General features: G+C 59.7%; 15 protein-coding genes and 1 tRNA gene. 6 read left to right on the top strand and 10 right to left on the bottom strand.

Annotated features, from left to right (window positions below; genetic code table 11):
• Window positions 1-18: 18 nt before the first annotated feature.
• The 3 genes from JF535_RS00410 to JF535_RS00400 all read right to left on the bottom strand — a co-directional run bounded on the left by JF535_RS00410 (window position 19) and on the right by JF535_RS00400 (window position 5,721).
• Complete coding sequence (locus JF535_RS00410) at window positions 19-3,228, bottom strand: DEAD/DEAH box helicase (RefSeq protein WP_206997839.1); 3,210 nt, start codon at window positions 3,226-3,228, stop codon at window positions 19-21.
• A gap of 101 nt (window positions 3,229-3,329) precedes the next feature.
• Window positions 3,330-4,409 (bottom strand): hypothetical protein, encoded by a 1,080-nt coding sequence (locus tag JF535_RS00405; RefSeq protein ID WP_206997837.1) that lies wholly within the window; start codon window positions 4,407-4,409, stop codon window positions 3,330-3,332.
• Between the two features lie 25 nt (window positions 4,410-4,434).
• Window positions 4,435-5,721 carry a hypothetical protein gene (locus JF535_RS00400; RefSeq protein WP_206997835.1) on the bottom strand — a complete coding sequence of 429 codons (1,287 nt, stop codon included), beginning with the start codon at window positions 5,719-5,721 and terminating at the stop codon, window positions 4,435-4,437.
• Between the two features lie 124 nt (window positions 5,722-5,845).
• Between JF535_RS00400 and JF535_RS00395 the strand changes: the two genes are divergently transcribed.
• Both JF535_RS00395 and JF535_RS00390 read left to right on the top strand, forming a co-directional pair.
• A complete protein-coding gene (locus JF535_RS00395; protein ID WP_206997834.1) occupies window positions 5,846-6,658 on the top strand; it encodes a DUF3298 and DUF4163 domain-containing protein in 813 nt (270 codons plus the stop codon).
• Between the two features lie 58 nt (window positions 6,659-6,716).
• On the top strand, window positions 6,717-7,967 hold the full coding sequence (locus tag JF535_RS00390) for an MFS transporter (RefSeq protein ID WP_206997832.1): 1,251 nt from the start codon (window positions 6,717-6,719) through the stop codon (window positions 7,965-7,967).
• Window positions 7,968-8,036: 69 nt separating this feature from the next.
• On the opposite strand, the gene JF535_RS00385 is transcribed toward JF535_RS00390, so the two are convergent.
• From JF535_RS00385 to rpsU, 7 genes are all read right to left on the bottom strand, one after another.
• Window positions 8,037-8,113 (bottom strand) — tRNA-Ile (locus JF535_RS00385).
• Between the two features lie 90 nt (window positions 8,114-8,203).
• Window positions 8,204-10,099 (bottom strand): autotransporter family protein, encoded by a 1,896-nt coding sequence (locus tag JF535_RS00380; protein ID WP_206997830.1) that lies wholly within the window; start codon window positions 10,097-10,099, stop codon window positions 8,204-8,206.
• A gap of 187 nt (window positions 10,100-10,286) precedes the next feature.
• Window positions 10,287-10,676, bottom strand: coding sequence for a diacylglycerol kinase (locus tag JF535_RS00375; protein ID WP_066959290.1), 390 nt, complete (start codon window positions 10,674-10,676; stop codon window positions 10,287-10,289).
• Between the two features lie 122 nt (window positions 10,677-10,798).
• On the bottom strand, window positions 10,799-12,664 hold the full coding sequence (rpoD, locus tag JF535_RS00370) for an RNA polymerase sigma factor RpoD (protein WP_206997821.1): 1,866 nt from the start codon (window positions 12,662-12,664) through the stop codon (window positions 10,799-10,801).
• A gap of 251 nt (window positions 12,665-12,915) precedes the next feature.
• The gene (gene dnaG, locus JF535_RS00365; protein WP_206997819.1) at window positions 12,916-14,973 is read right to left on the bottom strand and encodes a DNA primase; all 2,058 of its coding nucleotides are present in this window, start codon (window positions 14,971-14,973) and stop codon (window positions 12,916-12,918) included.
• A gap of 31 nt (window positions 14,974-15,004) precedes the next feature.
• On the bottom strand, window positions 15,005-15,448 hold the full coding sequence (locus JF535_RS00360) for a GatB/YqeY domain-containing protein (RefSeq protein WP_206997817.1): 444 nt from the start codon (window positions 15,446-15,448) through the stop codon (window positions 15,005-15,007).
• Between the two features lie 185 nt (window positions 15,449-15,633).
• A complete protein-coding gene (gene rpsU, locus JF535_RS00355; RefSeq protein ID WP_010133379.1) occupies window positions 15,634-15,849 on the bottom strand; it encodes a 30S ribosomal protein S21 in 216 nt (71 codons plus the stop codon).
• Between the two features lie 436 nt (window positions 15,850-16,285).
• On the opposite strand from rpsU, the gene tsaD reads away from it, so the two are divergent.
• The 4 genes from tsaD to JF535_RS00335 all read left to right on the top strand — a co-directional run bounded on the left by tsaD (window position 16,286) and on the right by JF535_RS00335 (window position 20,747).
• The gene (gene tsaD / locus JF535_RS00350; protein ID WP_207000067.1) at window positions 16,286-17,326 is read left to right on the top strand and encodes a tRNA (adenosine(37)-N6)-threonylcarbamoyltransferase complex transferase subunit TsaD; all 1,041 of its coding nucleotides are present in this window, start codon (window positions 16,286-16,288) and stop codon (window positions 17,324-17,326) included.
• Window positions 17,327-17,350: 24 nt separating this feature from the next.
• Window positions 17,351-17,719 (top strand): dihydroneopterin aldolase, encoded by a 369-nt coding sequence (gene folB, locus JF535_RS00345; protein WP_206997815.1) that lies wholly within the window; start codon window positions 17,351-17,353, stop codon window positions 17,717-17,719.
• Between the two features lie 3 nt (window positions 17,720-17,722).
• Window positions 17,723-18,235, top strand: a complete 513-nt coding sequence (gene folK, locus JF535_RS00340; protein ID WP_206997814.1) for a 2-amino-4-hydroxy-6-hydroxymethyldihydropteridine diphosphokinase — start codon at window positions 17,723-17,725, stop codon at window positions 18,233-18,235.
• 184 nt (window positions 18,236-18,419) lie between these two features.
• The gene (locus tag JF535_RS00335) at window positions 18,420-20,747 is read left to right on the top strand and encodes an agarase (protein WP_206997812.1); all 2,328 of its coding nucleotides are present in this window, start codon (window positions 18,420-18,422) and stop codon (window positions 20,745-20,747) included.
• Window positions 20,748-20,811: the final 64 nt, after the last annotated feature.

Raw genomic sequence — 20,811 nt, 5'->3', positions numbered from 1 at the left:
TCTGGCCGGCAGTGGGCCTCAATGGTCCGCGCCCAGCAGCGACAGCAGGGCGTCTTTGTCCTTGGGCAATCCGCTGGAGGCGGCGGCGTCAAACAACGCATCCGCCAGTGCCTGCTTCTGCTGCTGCATCTGGTGAATGCGCTCCTCCACGGTGTTTTCCGCCACCAGCTTGTACACAAACACCGGCTTGTCCTGGCCGATGCGGTGGGCGCGGTCGGTGGCCTGGTTTTCCACAGCCGGATTCCACCAGGGGTCGAGATGAATCACCACATCTGCGGCGGTGAGGTTGAGACCGGCACCGCCGGCCTTGAGGCTGATCAGGAATACCCGCACCTCACCGTTCTGGAAACTGTCGATGGCCTGCTGCCGTTTGCGGGTCTGGCCGGTGAGCTTGGTGTAGTCGATGTGCGTATCCTGCAGCTGCGCTTCCACCAGTTTCAGCACTTCGGTGAACTGGGAGAAGATCAGGATATTGCGCCCTTCCTCCAGCAGTTGCGGCAGGCTTTCCTGCAGCCACTCCATCTTGGCGCTTTCCTGAATACCGGCGGCCTTGTCGAGCTTGACCAGGCGCGGGTCGATACAGGTCTGGCGCAGTTTTAACAGGGCGTCGAGAAACTCGATATGGCTTCTGGCAATGCCTTGCCGTGCGACCAGTTCGCGAATGCGCTTTTCCATACTGATGCGCACGCTTTCGTACAGGGCCCGCTGCTTTCTGCCCAGCTCCACATACTGGATGGTTTCGGTCTTCGGCGGCAGCTCGGACACCACTTCCGATTTGGTGCGCCGCAGCATGAACGGCCGCACCCTGCGCGCCAGCTCCTGCTGCCGTTCGAATTCGCCGCGGTTTTCGATGGGCGTACGGTAGGCTTCGTTAAAGGTCTTACGGCCGCCCAGCAGCCCCGGCAGGGCAAAATCCATCAGTGACCAGAGTTCTCCCAGGTGATTCTCCAACGGCGTGCCGGATAGGCACAGCCGGGTCTCGCTCTTGAGGCGCCTGACACACTCGGCCGCCTGGGTGGTGGGGTTTTTGATGGCCTGCGCCTCGTCCAGTGCCACCACACTGAACTTGCGCTTGCTGTATCGCTCCCAGTCCCGCACCAGTAGCGGGTAGGTGGTGATCACCAGGTCACTCTTGTTGATGTGAGTAAACGCCTCGGCACGCTGGGGGCCGTGGATCAGGGTGACACGCAGGTCGGGCGTAAAGCGCGCGGCTTCGTGCTGCCAGTTGCCGGTGAGGCTGGTGGGCGCAATCACCAGTGCGGGCCGATTCAGTGCGCCGGTTTCCTTCATGTGCTGCACAAGCGCGAGTGTCTGCAGTGTTTTCCCTAGTCCCATATCGTCAGCGAGGATGCCGCCGAAGCCGTAGCGCTGCAGGAACACCAACCAGTTAAGCCCTTCCTGCTGGTAGGGGCGCAGGGTGGCGTTAAGCCCTTTGGGTACGGGAACCGTTTCCAGCCCGGAAAAGTCCCGCAATTGCGCGATCATTTTGCGCGTGGCGGGTGCCTTGCGCTCATCCAGCTCTGCCAGCGCGTCAAACTGCGCGGCCTGGAACGCGGGTAAGCGCACTGCGCCGCCGAGCTTCTTCTCCTTTAACAGGTCCAGCAGCAGGCCACGGATGCTCTGTAGCGGCTGGGTATTCACGCTGACCCAATCGCCGTCCAGATTGATGGTCAGTTCATCCGGGGCATCCTGCTCCAGCCAGTGCTCCACCAGTTCGGCGATGGGAAACTGGCGGCCATCGGCCAGTGTCAGGTCCAGGCCAAATTCAAACCAGTGGCTGTCGCTGTCCGCCAGCCGCATGGCGATGTCCGCGCGGGTGGTATCAAACTGGTAGCTCGGGTCGGTATCGATCACCCAGCCCTGTTGCTCCAGTGCCGGCAGGGTGTCTTTCAGGAACGCGCGCCAGCGCTGGGGAATATCCTGTGGACCGTGGGAATCCGTGAGCCAGACTTCTTCCTGTCCACCCAGCTCCTCGGGTATCAGGTATAGCCCTTGTTGGTAAATGGCATCACAGTGCTGGCGCTCTGCCTCAAGGTCGCGCTGGATATGGTAATAGGTACCGCCCTGCTCGCATGTGCTTTCCGGGCCGTCGAAGTGGCGGCTGTAGGCCGGGGGTAATGGAAACCCCGCGTAGTCGAAATGCAGCTTCAGCGCGGGCAGTTTGAGATGGTCGAGGGCACAACTCACCAGGGTGATGTGTGGCGTATGGCGGGTGACTGTTTCCAGCCGCGGCTCCACCGGTAAGGGCAGCTGCGTGGCGGGAATCTTCTGCCGCATCTGTACCGCCATCAGGCCCAGCTCCTCTTTGGAAACTGCGGGCATCGCCAGCAGGTGTTGCAGCTGTGCGGCGGGCAGGGGGGTTGTGATGTCGCCGATGGTGGCGTTTTCGGTATCGAGGTAACAGGGCGGTGCCACGGGCAGCAGTTGCCAGTGGCCGTTATCGTCGATGCCTTCCAGTTGCGCACGCAGCTGCTGGGTGTTTCCGTCCTGCGCCTGCCACTGCCAGCTGAGACGGCGGGCGGGGCCCCTTTGCAGTGCGCAGTCTTCGAAATAAAAACGACCGCTGTCGAGAAGCAGCATCAGCGCGCGCCGCCCCTGTTCGCCGATAAGGCCAAGCCGCCCCGCCGCATTCACCCGCGGCACCAGCTGCAAAATGGTGACATCGTCGTCGAGCAGGTGGCTGGGGCGGTTCCAGCCGAGCTTTGTGCTCTCTACCGGAAAGTACTTGAACTGACTCCAGCTGCCATCTTTTTTCAGGTAGGCCTTCTTGGTGGTCAGGCGCAATTGCTGTTTGTCGTCCAGTTCCAGGAAGTACAGCAGGTAATGCTTGCCGGGCTCCAGTGGTGCCGGTTCCGTGCCGGGCGCCGCGGGTAATTCGTCGAGCCAATGCTGCCACGCGGGTGCCTGGGACTGCGCGGAAGGCGCGGTGTCGCCCGTGGCGTCCGCGGGCTCGCGTTCCTCGTGCAGCAGTGTGAGGGCCGTCGCCACCGCATGTTTGCAGTTCAGTCCCACCGGGCAGGAACACAGGCCTACCAACCGGCCGCGCTCCACATCCAGCTCCACGCGATACACATACCGGGCCGAGCCCTTCACGCGCCCGTGGTAGGTCTCGGTTTCCTTGTCGTAATACGCCTCCATCACCCGCCCGCGGGCGAAGTAATCCTCACCGCGGGCGAAACTGCCCTCGTCGGCCATTCGGCGAATACTGTTGAGGTTGAAGGTGATCAAAAGCGGCTCCCGCGCAGGTTTTACAGGGGCAGGTTGGGTGCGAACCTTGCACTTTAACACGGGAACCTGACGGGGGAGAGCAGTGAGCGCCCCGGAGGGGCCTACTTGTTTTCGGCCTGGAGCTTAATTTCGGCCGGAGGTGAAGTTTTTGGTGCCACTGTATCGGTTTTCGCGAAGGCGGGGCCTATGCCGAGGCAGCCCGGAAGAGGGCGGGGTTGGACGCGCTTGTCGATAAACGCCGCAACGTCTTCTTTGGGAGCACGGTGATCGGCGTCCTGGAGTTTGGATTTGTCGCGATAGCCGATGTCACTGCGCATATACAGTATGTGTTTGGCTTGCTCCACCTGAGCCGCAGTGCAGTGAAACAGCGGGTAGTGGTTCTCCGGGTTTTCAATCGAGAGCTGTTCTTGTCGCGACTGTTCGGATAGCTCCACGGTGATGGTGGACATGATTTTTTCCATCAGGTCCCGGTAGTTGTCGATGGGAGAGCGTTGTACGCGGTAGGAATTTCCCGCATTTGACAGGTGTCGTGCGACGGAAAAGGTGGCTCGTAAGCAGCGGCGGTGGCCGATAGGACATAACCAGTAGAAATCGTCGGACCCTTCGCGTAGTGGCTGTGCTTCAAAGTACAGCCAGTTTTGGCCATTAAGCCCAAGCCATTGATTGTTCAGCGGGGCCAGATAGTTAGGCCAGTGGGGTGGCGAGAGATCGTAAATATTACGTTCGTCCGGTTCTCCAAAACCATGGTGAAAACTACCTAGCCAGCCCTCGCTAAAATATCCTTTTGCGTAGCGCGTAAGATCTTCTCGCCGAAATAAGCTGCAATTTATCGGTAGCTCGTCGATTTCTTCAAGTACCAGTTCGACTTGCAAATCGCCGATGCTGGCTCCGTCCAGTAGTGGGCGGCCGGTAAAGTTCCAGCCGCTGCTCCAGATTGTTATGCGACGGTCTGATCGTTCGCTGCCGGGAGGCTTTGGGCTGCGGTAGTCAATGGCCTCGAGTGTGTCAGGCGAGTCTAGATCAAAGCAGTCAGGCTCATCGTCGAAAGCAAAAGGCATGTAGACGTTGGGTTGTAGTGGCGGCGCTCGGAGAGCTACGCGAGTGTCCGACAGCTCCTTGATGACCGGCCGAGCCTTGTGCCAGCTCGGCCCTTTGGGATTTTGTTCGTTACCAAACCACATATGGATATCCTGTTCTTACACTGGCTCAGCGTTTCTGTTGCTTGTTGACCAAGTTTTGCAGTTGATCGCCGGTATTCTTGAAGTAGTAATTCCTCGCGCCAGGAATTGATGCGATTAGGGTGGGAGCCAGGTTGTGTAGCGCCTTTACCACGGCTACGGCCAGCGAAGCGGAGCCGCCGGTAGAGGCGGCAAGGCCTCCGGCTACACCCGCCGCGCCCCATTTCTTGAACAGGTATTCACCAGTCTGGTACGTCAGATTTATTGTTTTCCCCAAGCGCTCTTCCCTGGGAGTGTGATGTAGCAGATCGTTGCCGGCACTGAGCAGTGGTGCCAGGCCGAATTGCTCCCCGCCGACGGTTTGCGGTAGCCCCGGGGCGGCGTTGTGCCATTTATCATCCTCGAGATTCATATTCAATGCGCGGCGCGCGCGGTCAGCGCTGAAGCGACTGCGGGTGTGGTCACTGAGAAAGATCTTCTGTTGCTGCCGCAGGTCTACCTGTTGCTGCTGTAAGTGCTGCATGGCCTCGATCAGCACCCATGCCCCCTCGCCCTGGCTGGTCCACTCCACGTGCAGGTTTTGCTGGTGGGCTTCGAGCATATGTTGCGCGAGAATTCGTGCCGCCTTGCGTTGCTGCTCTGATCCCTGATTACCCAGGGACTTGAGAGTGCGCCAGCCGGCAACCCAGGCACTATTTTCTGGGGGGACGTATAGAAGTTGAAAGCCAGATTCTCGCAGTGCTCTGCGCTTGGCGGTATCTCCGTGGCTAATATGGCTTGCCATCAGCGTTGGAACATCATTTGTCGCACCTAATTGCCCATTTACGCCAATTTTCACAGGGATTTTCGCGCTACCTGGCTGTTTTTTTGTTGGGGTTAGTCGCGAACTGGGTTTCGGCGGGAAATCAAGTGCTCCTCTTTCATTCTTCTCTATCTGCCATAGCGCCGGTCGTTTGAAGTTTTCTGCTTCTCCTGTCGCCAACCGAATACCCACAATCTCCACATCCGTCTGGCAGCCTCCATAGTAACTATTCAACTCATACTCAATCTCAAACCCTCCCGCGATCAGCAATCGACGGGTGGGATGATTGGGTTTGAGCATGCTGTTGACTGGGCTGGCATCGCCTCGCAGGCTGTTGACGGCTTTAACCAAGGCTTGGGCATGATAGCCTTCGCTACTCTGCTGCTGGCTAAGTTGTGTGAAATTGTCGAGAATCTGGCGTTGGCTGCCAGTGGCGAAAATGGTGCGGCCTTGGCCGCTGGTGCCCCAGGCCTGGAGGGCGTTGGATTGCTGGTGTAGTTGCAGATTCCCCATGCGTGATTTCCTATCCTGTGCATCGTTCAGTCCATTGAGCGCAGGCTAGAGTAACAAGCGTTTTTCCGGGCGGCAATTTAACTTGAGGTACGATGGTGCCTGTTTACTAGGGCTGTGGTGGGGCATGCTTTTGAATCAGAACGGAGTGCTTAATTCAATGAGGCCTATGTTGCAAAACTCGAAGTTGCTTAAAACGGTTACCGTAATTCTGTTGGTCATATCAGCGGTTTCAGGCTGCGAAAAAGAAAACTCCGAACCTGCGGCAGCATTGAACTCGGAAGCAGAAGCTCTGGAAATGCTGGCGCCCAATTGCGCTTCGCCGGAAGATTGTACTTCCGTTTCCATTCGTCGTGAGGTCTATATCGACCATCCGGCGTTGAACGATGCCGTCTATGAGCAGTTGCTGCAGCAGCTTCAGGGCGATGTTGACAGCAGTACCCCATCGCTCGATTCGTTGGATAAGGTTGCACAGAAATTTATTGACGATGCCGCCGACGTCGCGGATATGTCTGCCGCCCGCTGGGAATTGAACGGCGATACCAAAATGCTCGCGCGCCGAGGCGATGTGCTGACCATTGTTATCAGCAGTTACGTATACAGCGGTGGTGCCCACGGTATGCCGGTGCGCCACTGGTTGAACTGGGATCTTGCAAAGCAATCGAAGCTTTCGCTGGCAGATGTGATCGAGGCGGAGAAAGAGGACGAGTTTTGGCAGGCGGCAGAAGAAGCACATCGCCAGTGGTTGGATGCACAGGGGGCGGATGCGGATTTTCGCCAGAACTGGCCCTTTGCGCGCAGTAGCGATTTCCGTATGACTGACGATGGCCTCGAGTTGTTATACGGCGTGTACACTCTTGGCCCTTACTCGATGGGTGAAGTTACCTTGACCTTGCCGATGGAGAAGATCGCCGGCCTACTGCGCGCACCTTACCGCTGATTCACCGGCGCACGCTTGCTGTGGTCATTTAATAATTTGCTGTAACGAGTATCCATCCATGGAACCTGAATTTTCTCCCGCTGCCGAAACGGCACCCGTCGCGAGCGCCCGCGTCCAGCGCAGCAATATCTGGCGGCTCGCCATTGCTCAGGCGCTTGCCGGTGCCAACTCAGTAGTCGCCTATGCCACCGGTGCCATCGTAGGCAGTGCGCTGGCACCGTCACCGATACTGGCAACCCTGCCACTGACCATTTTCGTGTTGGGCATGGCACTGTGCACTTTGCCTGCAGGAGCCATCGCCGGGCGCTATGGACGTCGTGCGGCATTTTTATCCGGCGCCGGTGCCGGTGTGCTGGCCGGGTTAACAGCGGTGGTCGCGGTGTATGTCGGCGGTGTGACTGGCTTCTGGTTATTTTGCCTGTCCACATTTTTTGGCGGTGCCTATGCCGCGGTGGTGCTGTCATTCCGATTTGCGGCGGCAGATGCGGTGGCTCCTGAGCGCAAGGCCCAGGCGCTTTCGCTGGTCATGGCCGGTGGCGTGGCGGCGGGGGTTGTGGGCCCGCAGCTGGTGAACTGGACCATGGATCTGTTACCGCAGCCGATGTTTGCCGCCACCTTCTATGCACAGGCCGCAGTGGCAGCACTCTCTGCAGTGATCCTGTTGGGGGTGCGGCTGCCGAAGCCCACTGCGCAGGCGCAAAAAGGTGGGCGACCACTGTCGCTTATCGTGAAACAGCCGCGTTTTATCGCCGCCGCAACCTGCGGGGCCATCTCCTACACCCTGATGAACTTCCTGATGACCGCCGCACCCCTGGCGATGCATATGCACGGGCATTCCACGGCATCGTCCAACCTCGGCCTACAGTGGCATGTGATCGCCATGTTCGCGCCCAGCTTTTTCACCGGAAAACTTATCGCGCGCTTCGGCGCCGAGCGGGTGATGATGGTGGGGCTGGTACTGATCGGCCTGTCCGCCGCGGTCGGCCTGGGTGGCATGCAGGTAGTCCATTTCTGGTGGACCCTGATTCTGCTCGGACTGGGATGGAATTTTGGATTCCTCGGCGCCTCTGCACTGGTGCTCGAATGCCACAGTGAGGCGGAAAAAACCCGGGTACAGTCTGCCAACGATTTCATCGTGTTCGGCCTGATGGCGTTGGGCTCGTTTGCGTCTGGCGGGATCCTGAGTGCCTATGGCTGGAGCACCGTACTCTGGGCATCGTTCCCGCCGCTGGCGATTACCGTGGTGGCTCTCGCGGTGTTGCAGTCGCGCACTAAGCCCGCCGCGGATGCCACAGAATCGGCCGCGTGATCGGCGCAACGCATAAAAGTGTTTGTCTGGGAGTGGCGGCAGGGAAAGGTAAGGAACGGGTAAAGAAAATGGTGGGCCCTCCGGGACTTGAACCCAGGACCTGCCGATTATGAGTCGGATGCTCTAACCAACTGAGCTAAGGGCCCCCACCGGGGCTCGCAAGGGCTTGCGAGCGGGTTGGGAAAGTACTCGATTTCTGTTGCCAAATCAACGCTTTGCCACGGACGGCAAGTATTTCACCAGGCCCAGTTGAAGCCGAGACTGGCGTTGGCTCCGGACCAGTCCAGGTCGTCGAGGGAGCGCTGGTAGCCGAGGTTTAGAAATGCGCTGCCGAGTTTGCTCTCAAGTAGCACTACACCACCCCCGAACTCCCCCCAGGTCGCTTGCCGCTCAAGATCGAGCTGCAGGTTCAGGTCGAACTGCAGCTGGTCGTTGCCGCCGAGGGTATGCCAGATGTTGCCAAACAGGTAGAGGCGTAGGTTGCCGCCCAGCCACTGGGTTTCTCCTTGGTTGCCGGTAGGGTAGGCGCGCAGCCCGGCACGGAAGTTGGCCTCCGGGGTCATGTCCGGTTCGACCCAGGAAATATCATCGTAGTAGGCGCTCAAATTGCTGTAGTTCACCACCGCCTGTAGTTGCGGTTCGATGTGGAACCGTTCGGATGGTTGCCAGGCGAAGCCTTTCTCTACCGAAAGGGTGAGCTGCGGTCCGGTGACGGTGCCGCCAATGCCGCGTGAGGATTCGCTGTCCAGCTCCAGGTAGGCCACCTTGGCGGTGAAATCGAAGTAGCCCATATCCGGGCGATAGTCATTGAAGTAATAACCCACGTGATAACTGGTGAGCTGGTTGCGGCCGGCGCGGTAGTCGCGGAAGCCTCGGGCAAAGCCGGTGACGTCGCCGCTGGCGCGGGTACTGCCGACGAACAGGCCCATTTCCCGTGCGCCGCCGGTACAGGTGGGGGCGGACCAGAAATTGGTACCTACCTGAAACCCGGTGATATTGCCGTCGAAGCGGTTGCTGACGTCGCCGTGCCAGTTGTAGTCGGCGCGCATGTGGTGCACACGCATCCAGTCGTCATTGACGCCATCGAACCAGCTACGCTGCTCTCCCCGGCGTTTGTGATAGCTGCCAATTTCCTGCAGCGAGGTGAGGCGGGCGAGGGACTTGGCCTGGGCGTACAGGGGAATCTCGGGCCGGTAGATCGGGACCGGGTTGCCGCCGATCGGGGGTGCGGCGAGGGGAGACGCCGTCGCGGGGAGGCTCAGGGTGCTGCCGGTAGCCATTCCGCTGGCCTCACCGGCGGGCTGGGTTACAGGCTGCTCACCGGGGCTGAGGGTGGAGCGCAGGTACCAGTTGTGGTCCGCCGGATCCCCCGTGCCGCGAAACAGGTGGTATTCGTAGGGGCCGGCGGAGACGGACTGCGGCATATAAAACGCATTGCCAGACGTGCTGCCGCCGTTGCGGGCCTCTACGACGAGGATGCCGTCCTGGGTATCGGCGCCGCTGCCGGCCAGCCGGTTGAAGTAGAGCCGGGTGCTGCCGCTGGCATGGCCGCCGTCGATGATCACGCGGTCGGCAAGGCTATCGTCGCCGCCGGCGACCAGATCCATGCGAATGGCACTGCCGGCGCCGCCAATATAGTCGCCCCGGATCAGCAGTTGATTGGCGGTTTGTCCGCTCAGGTCGATGGTGCCGGCATTGAACACGGAGAGTGCCTGGCCACCGCTGGTGTACAGGCCGGCGCTGTAGTGGGGCAGCAGCAAAGCGCTGTCACTACTGATGCCCAGGTGCCCGGGATGGTGCCCCGCATCGCCGAATATCAGGCTGCTGTTGAGCGTCAGGCGTGTGGCCTGTTCGAGGCTGATGGTTTCCCAGCGCCGCAGGCGTGCCGGATTTTCCAGCTCAAGCCCCTGAATGGTAAGGGTATCGCGGCCGGTGCCCCCGTCGAAGGTGGTGTCGAGAAGACGGCTGCCGGGACTGTTTGGGGTGAGAAGATAGCGATCATCCTCGCTGCCCAGTAGCACCTGGGCTGTGCTGGCGCCGGATGCCAGCGAGGTGAGTATGGCCGGCATGGCCAGTAAACAAAGCCTGGAGGCGCCGGCGTTACACGCACGGCCCGCGCTGGGATACCGCATGATTCCGTCCCTGGTACGTTTCTTTTTGGTGGCTCTGCGTGGTGGCGCATCGAGCTGTAAACACGCAGATCCATTGCGTGCACCAGTTGGTACATTGGTTCGGGAATTTTAGTTGAGCGGGAGGGGACTGCCGGGTTTTACCCCGGCGGTCACAGATTTTGACGGGCAATCTCGCTTGGCTCGGGCGTCAGCCGATCCAGCGGGGCAGTAGGATGCAGGCCCAGGTGGATGCCCACAGTAGCAGGGAGATGGATACCGCGGCGGAGCCCGTGTCTTTGGCGATTTTGGACAGGGGGTGTTTTTCCGGCCCGACCCGGTCCACCACCGCTTCCACCGCGCTGTTGAGCAACTCAACGATCATCACCAACAGGGTCACGCCGATCAGCAGGGCGCGCTCGACACCGGACTCACCCAGCCACAGGGCGGCGGGGATCAGGAAAATCGCGAGGATTACTTCCTGGCGGAAGGCCGCTTCGTTGCGCCAGGTAGCCATAAGCCCCTGACGGGAGTACTCGGTGGCGTCGATCAGGCGAGAGAGACCGGTTTTGCCGGGTTTATTCACAAACTGCTCTTCCATGGTTCTGTGTAGCCCTCCACTGTGTCATCGGTTTGAAATAATTCGCTGGCCCACAAAAAAGCCCGGCGAACCGGGCTTTTCAGTATGGACGGAAAGTATTGCCGTTTAACCGGCGGTCCTCATTATTCGTCCAGGAAGCTGCGCAGGTGTTCGGAGCGCGAAGGATGGCGCAGTTTGCGCAACGCCTTGGCTTCGATCTGACGGATACGCTCGCGGGTAACATCGAACTGCTTGCCCACTTCCTCGAGGGTGTGGTCGGTGTTCATGTCGATACCGAAGCGCATGCGCAGCACCTTGGCTTCACGAGCCGTCAGGCCGGACAGCACAGAGCGGGTGGCGTCGTGCAGGCCGGTGGACGTCGCGGTGTCGATCGGTGAAGACTGGTTCTGGTCTTCGATAAAGTCGCCCAGATGGGAGTCTTCATCGTCACCGATCGGGGTTTCCATGGAGATCGGCTCTTTGGCGATCTTCAGGACCTTACGCACCTTGTCTTCCGGCATCTCCATACGCTCGCCCAGCTCTTCCGGGGTGGGCTCGCGTCCCATCTCCTGTAGCATCTGGCGGCTGATACGGTTGAGCTTGTTGATGGTCTCAATCATATGCACCGGAATACGGATGGTGCGGGCCTGGTCGGCAATGGAGCGGGTGATCGCCTGACGAATCCACCAGGTGGCGTAGGTCGAGAACTTGTAGCCCCGGCGGTATTCGAACTTGTCGACCGCTTTCATCAGGCCGATGTTGCCCTCCTGGATCAGGTCCAGGAACTGCAGGCCGCGGTTGGTGTACTTCTTGGCGATAGAGATCACCAGGCGCAGGTTGGCCTCGACCATTTCTTTCTTGGCGCGGCGCGAGCGTGCCTCGCCAATGGACATGCGACGGTTGATCTCTTTGATCTGGGCCACGTCCAGCTGGGCTTTGTCCTGCGCCTGCTGCAGTTTGCGCTGGGCGCGCTGGATCTCTTCGGCGACCTGGCGCAGGGCGTCAGAGTAGTCGCGCTTCTTCTTGATGATCGCGGGGATCCACTCAAGATTGGTCTCGTTGCCGGGAAATTCCTTGATGAAGGTTTTGCGCGGCATACGGGCACGCTTGATGCACAGGTTCATCACCAGGCGCTCTTGCGCACGCACGTCGTCGAGAATATTGCGGACTTCGTTGTACAGCGGGTCGAACTGGCGCGGTGCCAGTTTGAAGAAGCGGAATACTTCGCCTACGGCTTCCATGGCCTCACCGGCCTGTTTGGAGTCGCGGCCGTGCTTCTTGATGGCGGCGTCGGCTTTCTTTTGGGCAGCGATCAGCGCGTTCATGCGCTCGGCGAGCTCTTCCGGATCGATACCGCCAACGTTCTCTTCCTCTTCTTCCGAGGAATCGTCGTCATCATCGCTGTCGTCACCGTCTTTGCTGTCGTCTTTTTTCTGCGCTTCCGCAGCCTGGCCAGCCTGGGCACCCGGGGGCACTTCGTCGGCGGGATCGAGCCAGCCGGCAATGACGTCGGGAATGCGGCGCTCTTCTTTCTCGATGAGTGCGTATTCGTCGATGACTTGCTGCACCGCGCCGGGCCAGTAGGCGAGCGCGGCCATCAGCTCACGCAGGCCCTCTTCGATGCGCTTGGCGATGGCGATCTCGCCCTCGCGGGTGAGCAGCTCGACGGTGCCCATTTCGCGCATGTACATACGCACCGGGTCGGTGGTACGGCCTACATCGGATTCTACGGCGGCGAGTGCGGCGGCGGCTTCGGCGGCGGCGATTTCGTCAGCGGAGCTGTCGCCCTCGGCCATCAACAGTTCTTCGGCATCCGGTGCCTGTTCGAACACCTTGATGCCCATGTCGTTGATCATGCCGATGATGTCTTCGACCTGATCGGGATCGGAGATGTCTTCGGGCAGGTGATCGTTCACTTCCGCATAGGTGAGATAGCCCTGCTCTTTGCCGCGGGCGATCAGTTCTCTGATGCGGGAGGTGGTTTTTTGCTGCTGGGTTTTGTCGGTCATGCACAACCCTGAATTCTGGGGATTGATAGTCGGGACTTTTGTCGAGACAAAGACGCGGGATTATAGCGTATATGCGATAGCAATAACCACAGTGACTGTCAAGGCAGATGGCGTGGTTCAGGGTGTCCGGGCGCGCTTGTCTTTGATCTCCGGCCGCTTATGCGGCGGGTCTGTAAATATGGTGCTCGTGCGCTGGAATTCAAGGGGGAGCTTTGAACTGTGTTTGTGGCAGCAGCGCCTTTGCTTCGGGCTCAGTCCGGTTTGCGGCGAAACTGGGCCAGCAGCGCCAGTTGTTCCGGGCTCAGCTGGTTGCCATTGTTTTTGAGCTGGCCCAGTAGGCCGCGCTTGCGCTGTTTTTCGGCGGCAATGTCCAGGGTGCGCAGGCAGTCGTTAAACTCGGTTTCCGGGTCATATTCCAGCTTCTGCCCGGCGCTGCCCACAATGGGGTGGCTCATGGCGAGGCGCGGCAGCAGCTCGCGGGCCTCCTTGCTCTCCAGGTTCAGCAGCCGCCCAAACAGCTGGTTGCTGTTGAGCCCCGGGTTTTTGTGCAAAACCTGCAGGACTTCGCCGAACAGCTGGAGGTCGGCATCGCTGCTGTCGCGAAAGCGCGCGTTGTCATCGATATGCTCGGCCAGTCTGGGATGGTGCAGTAGCAGGGCGATGAGCATGCGCTCTGCGGGCAGGCGGTACTGGCCGCTGCGCCGGCGCGGGGCCTCGTGGTGCGGGCTGTATTCGTCGGCGCCGGATGGGGCGTCCGATGGGGCATCGGATGGATAGTGCTCTGGCCCGGCCTCGGCGTAGTCATAGTCCGGTGGCGGGCCGTCGAATACGGGGCTATTCGCAGTGTGTGGGTGTTCACTTTGGGGTGCTGCCGTCCGTGTGTCGGGATTGCTGGGCTGGGTCTCCGGCGGGGACTCGGGGGCGGCGGGTGGCCTGGACTGGCGGGCGAATTCGGCGCTGCGGGCTTTTTCCGCGGCGATGATCTCTTCCAGCATGTCCTGTTCGAGGCCGGTGCGGCGGGCCAGTTGTTGGAACATCAGCTGGCGGTAGACGCCGGCGGGCAGCAGGTCGAGCAACGGTGCGGCGGCTTTGGACAGGCGCGCGCGGCCATCCATGGTCTGGATGTTGATGCCTTCACCGAGCAGGTCGAACAGGAAGTCCTCCAGCGGTCGCCCCTGCTCGTCGATCAGCTGGTCGAAGCGCTCACCGCCGATCTGGCGCACCAGGGTGTCGGGGTCTTCGCCTTCGGGCAGCAGTAAAAAGCGCAGGCTGCGGCCGTCCTGCATGTGCGGGAGCGCGGATTCCAGAGCGCGGCGGGCGGCGGTGCGCCCGGCCTTGTCGCCGTCGAAACAGAACACGATTTCTCCGGTGTGGCGGAACGCGAGCTGGATATGGTCCTCACCACAGGCAGTGCCGAGGGTGGCCACCGCGCAGCGGATGCCGAACTGGGCGAGTGCCACCACGTCCATATAACCCTCCACCACGATCAGTCGCTTCAGCTCGCGGTTGGCCTGGCGGGCTTCCCACAGGCCGTAGAGCTCGCGGCCCTTGTGGAAGATTGGGGTTTCCGGGGAGTTCAGGTATTTGGGTTTGTCGTCGCCCAGCACCCGGCCGCCGAAGGCAATGGTGCGTCCGCGCTGGTCGCGGATCGGGAACATGATGCGGTTGCGGAAGCGATCGTAGTGGTGGCGCTTGCCGGGCTCGGTCTTGGCCGGGTTGCCGTCACTGTCCTGGCGGCGGATGGCAAGCCCCGCCAGTTCCAGTTGTTCCGCTTTTTCCGCGCTGGTGCCCAGGTGGGTGAGCAGGTTGTCCCAGCCGGGCGGTGCCAGGCCGATGCCAAATTCCTTGCACACGGCACCGGAAAGGCCGCGGTTCTTCAGGTAGGTAATCGCCGGGGTGGAAACGCTGTGGTCGCGCAGCTTCTCGCGGTAGAAGTCCGCGGCTTTTTCCGTCAGCTGATAGAGCGACTGGCTTTCCTGCTGGCGCTTGATCTGCGCCGGGGCCAGCTGTTCGCGGGGTACTTCCAGGCTGAGGCTGGCGGCGAGCTTTTCCACCGCTTCCGGGAACGGCAGGCGATCGTATTCCATCAGGAAGCCGACCGCATTGCCACTGGCGCCGCAGCCGAAGCAGTAGTAGAACTGCTTGTCGGGGCTTACCGTAAACGAGGGTGTTTTTTCATCGTGAAACGGGCAGCAGGCGGAATAGTTTTTCCCGGTCTTGCGCAGTTTTACCCGGCTGTCGACCACCGGCACGATGTCGGCGCGGGCCAACAGGTCGTCGATAAAATACTGCGGGATCTTGCCTGCCATAAAGAGCCTTCAGCCTGCCAAACGCGGGCCTTTAGAAAGAGGCCTTCACGAATCGGCTCACGGCACCCATATCGGCGCGGCCCTGCACCTGGGGTTTCACCAGCGCCATGACCTTGCCCATGTCGGCCATGCTGCTGGCACCGGTTTCCTTGACCGCGGCGGCGACGATTTCCTGGATTTCCGCTTCCGACAGCTGTTCCGGCAGGAACTCCTGGATAACCTCGATTTCCTGCTGCTCCACTTCCGCTAGCTCCGGGCGGCCCGCTTTCTCATACTGGGTAATGGAGTCGCGGCGCTGCTTGGTCATCTTGTCCAGCAGGGCCAGGATGCGCGCGTCATCGAGCTCGATCCGCTCATCGACTTCCACCCGCTTGATCTCGGCATTGATCAGTCGCAGGGTTGCCAGGCGCGCCTTGTCACGTGCCTTCATGGCGTCTTTGGTGGCGGCGGCGAGAGTGTCCTTGAGTGTGCTCATTGGGTCGGTCCCGGATTCAATTGGGGTTGGGTTCAGGTGCTCAATATTGGAGGAATAAGGCGGTTTGGCAAGGCCTGCGCCGCTTTTGCGGGCAATAAAAAACGGCGCGCGAGAAAACTCGGGCGCCGTTTCTGGCCGCGAACCGCGTTCGCGTCAGCGTGCTGTGAGCGAGAGAAAGCTCGAACTCAGTAGAGACGCTGGAACTTGCGGTTTTCGCGCTGCATTTTCTTGGCGTGACGCTTAACAGCGGCAGCAGCCTTGCGCTTGCGAACGGAGGTCGGCTTCTCGTAAAACTCGCGGCGACGTACTTCGGAGAGTACACCGGCTTTTTCGCAGGAGCGCTTGAAGCGGCGCAGTGCGATGTCAAAAGGTTCGTTGTCTTTGATGCGTACTGATGGCATTAGATTACCTGTAAAATTCGTTTCTCTCGGCCAGTTCCCCCGATTTCAGGGGCCTGGATCCTGGCGGCCTTTCCGGCAAATTGCTCATCTCGCAGATGCAATCCGGAGGCCGGTTCACAGCGAGGGCGCAAATTCTATACAGATGAACTGGCCTTCGCAAGCCTGCAAGCGCGTTCTTTGCTTCATCCGTGGCGTTAATGGCAGGCTGGAACCGGGCTTATCACTATAGTCGTAATAATGGTCGGCATTGCGGTCGCCCTGACAGTGCCGGAACCATGGGAACCCTCGGCGGTTGGCGCAGGCTTAGCAGCGCGATTCCCCTTATAGGTGCGGGCCCCACAGAGTATGATAGCGCCCCTGAAACCCGGTCGGCAGCGGTCATTTGTCCGTTATTCTGGTTAGGCCGGCTGATATTGCTGAGGATCATTTGAAACCCGTGCGAGTACTCGGAATAGAAACCTCCTGTGATGAAACCGGTGTTGCCCTGTACGACAGCGAGCGGGGCCTGCTGGCCCATGCGCTCTACAGTCAGGTGAAGCTGCACGCGGACTACGGCGGCGTCGTGCCAGAACTGGCCAGTCGCGACCATGTGCGCAAACTGTTGCCCCTGATTCGCGAAGTGATGGCTCAGAGCGGCACCGAACCCGCCGATGTGGATGGTGTGGCCTACACCGCCGGCCCGGGTCTCATTGGTGCGCTGATGGTGGGTGCCTGCGCTGGCCGCGCACTGGCGTATGGCTGGGATGTGCCGGCGATCGGTGTCCACCATATGGAAGGCCACCTGCTGGCGCCCATGCTGGAAGCGAATCCCCCGGCGTTTCCCTTTGTTGCCCTGCTGGTGTCCGGCGGCCACACCCAGCTGGTGGATGTGCAGGGCCTTGGCCAGTATGCACTGCTGGGCGAGTCCCTGGATGATGCCGCCGGTGAAGCCTTCGACAAGGCGGCCAAAATGCTCGACCTCGACTACCCGGGTGGCCCGCGCCTGGCTGCGCTGGCGGAGCAGGGCGACCCGCTGCGCTTTACCTTCCCGCGCCCGATGACCGATCGCCCGGGGCTCGACTTCAGCTTTTCTGGTCTCAAGACCTTTACCCTGACCACCGTGCAAAAGCACGCCCTTGAAGATGGGCTGCCAGACGATCAGACCTGTGCGGATATTGCCGCAGCCTTTCAGGAAGCGGTGGTGGATACCCTGGTCATCAAATGCCGCCGTGCGCTCAAGCAGGCCGGGCGCAAAACCCTGGTGATCGCCGGCGGCGTGTCCGCCAACAAACTGCTGCGCCAGCGCCTGGAAGCGCGTCTCGCGGAAGATGGCTGCGATGTCTACTATCCGCGTCAGGAATTCTGCACCGACAACGGTGCCATGATTGCCTACGCTGGCTGCCTGCGGCTGCAGGCCGGCCAGCGCGCCGACCTGGATATTGATGTGCGTCCGCGCTGGCCACTGACGGAATTAACTGGCGCCCTGCGCGCGGAATAAACACGGAATAACAGGAGACTACCTTTGGATATCGTTTATATCCGCGATCTCAAGGTCAATACGATCATCGGCATTTATGACTGGGAGCGGGAAGTGCGCCAGACCGTCAGTCTGGATATCGAAATGGCATTCGATATCCGCGAGGCAGCGCGCACCGACAATATCGAGCACACCCTTAATTACAAGGCAGTCGCCAAGCGTCTGATTGCATTTATTGAGGGCAGTGAATTCCTGCTGGTGGAAACCATGGCCGAACAGGCCGCGGAAATCGTGCGCACGGAATTCAATGTGCGCTGGCTGCGCCTGCGTCTGTCCAAGCCCGGTGCCGTGCGCGGCGCGCGCGATGTGGGCGTCATCATCGAGCGCGGCACCAAACAAAGTTTGGAGGCCTGAACCATGGCAACCGTTTACCTGAGTCTCGGCAGCAATATCGAGCGTGAAAAACACTTGAGCGCCGGTCTGGATGCATTAGTTAAAGCATTCGGCGACCTGCGCATATCCCAGGTGTATGAAAGCGAATCGGTAGGTTTTGCTGGCGACGATTTTTACAACCTGGTCGCCGCCATCGACACCGATCTGTCCGTGGGCGCGCTGGCACTGCACCTGCGCCAGATCGAAGACGAAAATGGTCGCCAGCGCAGCGGGCCAAAATTCAGCGCGCGTACGCTGGATATCGATATCCTCACCTACGACGAACTCACCGGCGAAGTCGACGGGATACAACTGCCGCGCGATGAAATTCTGAAAAATGCGTTTGTGCTGCTACCGCTGTCGGAGCTGGCTCCGGATACCCTGCATCCGGTTGTCGGCAAAACCTACCAGCAGCTTTGGGAGGCCTACGACCAGTCCTCGCAAAAGCTGTGGCCGGTGGAATTTGACTGGCCCTCAGGTTCGAGTACCCAGATTTAGGGGCTTCCGCCGATAAAGTGGGCAAGGACGCCCACTATTTCCCTTCAAGAATTCCTTGCCGTTTGAATTCTCCCCTGAGGCGATTTTTTTGCCCCCTCACATATTGTTAACAATTTACATTTGGGTCATCCTGTAAGGCACATCTGCTGTGGATCTCAGCTCAACGCCGATAAAGGAAATAAAAATGACCCTAAAATCCTTGGCCTATGCCGTTGCTGTCTCAGCGGCCCTGGCCAGTATCGATAGCCAGCAAGCCGGTGCGGCGCAAGTGCTGGCGGTCCCACAGGCTGCCGAACTGACACCCCGGCAGCTGCCCGCGACCATCGTCAATTTTGTCAGTGCCAGGGAGCGTGGCTGGCTGGTGGCTGAGCAGGCAGAGATCGGCGCGGTTGACAAAAATACGCCTCAATCGATCAATCTGCGTTTCCCAGCGTCCGTCCACACGCCGGTACTGAATATCGTGCCAGACCAGCCCTGGGACCTCTCCAAAGTGGGTGATTTCAACCTGGCCTTTGATGTCGCGAATCTCGCACCAGTGGCCACACATTTCTATGTGGAACTGTTTGACGCTGCTGGCAATAGCCAGTCTCGGGAGCTCAGCGTGCCCAAGGGTTACACGGGTACCGTGTTTTTTCCGTTGGCCGGTGAGAAGGCGGCAATGGACAAGGGCATGTGGGCGAATCCCATGCCCTGGCCGACGGACGAGATGAAAATGGTATGGCGTTCCTGGCATGCCGAGCTCGACCTCAGCAAAGTCACCAAAATTGCGTTCTACACCATCGGTGTGTTGCAGGACCGCGCATTGCAGGTGGGCAATATCCAGCTGCGCGCCAACCCCCGGGCCGGCGCAGACTGGACGAATAAGCTGGTGGACCGTTTCGGTCAGGCTGCCAAAAAAGACACGCCGTTGAAAGTATCGTCGGAAGCCGAACTCAAGGCACTCGCCGAGCGGGAGCTGCAATCCCTTGCGCAGCATACTGGCCCCAAAGATCGTTCTCGCTTTGGTGGCTATAAAAATGGGCCCAAACTTGAGGCGACGGGCTTTTTTCGCACGGAGAAAATCGACGGAAAATGGTGGATGGTAGACCCCGAAGGCTACCTGTTCTTTTCCCATGGCCCAGCCAATGTGCGGATGTCGAACTTGACCACGTTGACGGGCATCGACTTCAGAGACCCGTCGGTGCGGGTGATCCATGCGGATGAGGTTACCCCGGAAGACTCGATGGGAATCGTGCAGGTGTCCGATAAGGTGCGTGAAAGCCGCTATGTCATCAATGACACTCGCCACGATATGTTCGAGTGGCTGCCGTCATACGATGACCCTCTGGCAGATCACTACAGCTATCGACGCTCCACGCACAAGGGGCCCATTCCACACGGAGAAACTTACAGCTTCTACCGTGCCAATCTCGAGCGCCGTTACGGTGAAAACGCACCGGAGTCCTATGTCAGAAAGTGGGAAGCGGTCACTTTACAGCGTATGCATAGCTGGGGGTTTACCTCCTTCGGCAACTGGGTGGACCCGGCCTTTTACCCGAACGAAAAAGTGCCTTACTTCGCCAATGGCTGGATTATTGGCGACTACCAAACCCTGTCCGGCGACACCAACCACTGGGGATTGATGCCCGACTTTTACGATCCGGTATTTGCCGAGCGTGCTCGCGCAACCATTGAGGTGATTGCCAGGGACGTAAAGGCCTCACCCTGGTGCATCGGTGTGTTTATCGATAACGAAAAAAGCTGGGGGGAGCGTGAGGGAACGGTGGCTGAGCGGTATGGTGTAATTCTCGATGCACTGAGCAAAGACGCAGCCGAGAGTCCAGCCAAGCTGGCCTTTACCGAACGTCTCAAAGAAAAATACGGCAACGTAAAAGCACTGAACCGTGCCTGGGAAAGTCAATTTGAAAGCTGGGATGCTTTCGCAGCCGATGCCAGCCTGGAACATCACAGCGATGCTCGGGTCGCCGACCTGTCCCTGCTGCTTGAGGCGCTGGGCGAACAGTACTTCAAGGTGGTGCATGGCACTCTGCAGGAATACCTGCCGGATCATTTGTACATGGGCGCACGTATGGCGAACTGGGGGATGCCGGACGAAATCATCAAGGCATCCGTCAAATACTCGGATGTACTCAGCTTTAATATTTACGAGGAAGGTATGCAGGCCCATCAGTGGGACTTCCTCGAAGAGATTGATTTGCCGGTAGTGATTGGCGAGTTCCATATCGGTGCCACCACGGACTCGGACAATTATCACCCGGGGATCGTTAGTGCGGCCAACCAGAAAGATCGGGCGCGCATGTACAAAGCCTATATGAACAGCGTGCTGGAAAAAGACTATATGGTGGGCGCGCACTGGTTCCAGTACGTGGATGAGCCGGTTACCGGCCGTGCTTTCGATGGCGAAAATGCCAATATCGGATTTGTGACCGTAACGGACATTCCCTATCCGGAGATGGTGGAGGCGGCAAAGGAAATCACTTTCGATCTCTACCTCAAGCGGTACGGAAAGTAAGCTGCGCCCCGCCCTCAGGCGGGGGCCTGGTTGCCAAATTTTTCCGCGCTAGCCACTCTGGCAC

Source organism: Microbulbifer salipaludis (assembly GCF_017303155.1).
Classification (GTDB): Bacteria; Pseudomonadota; Gammaproteobacteria; order Pseudomonadales; family Cellvibrionaceae; genus Microbulbifer; species Microbulbifer salipaludis.
This window is presented reverse-complemented; position numbering and strand designations above follow the sequence as displayed.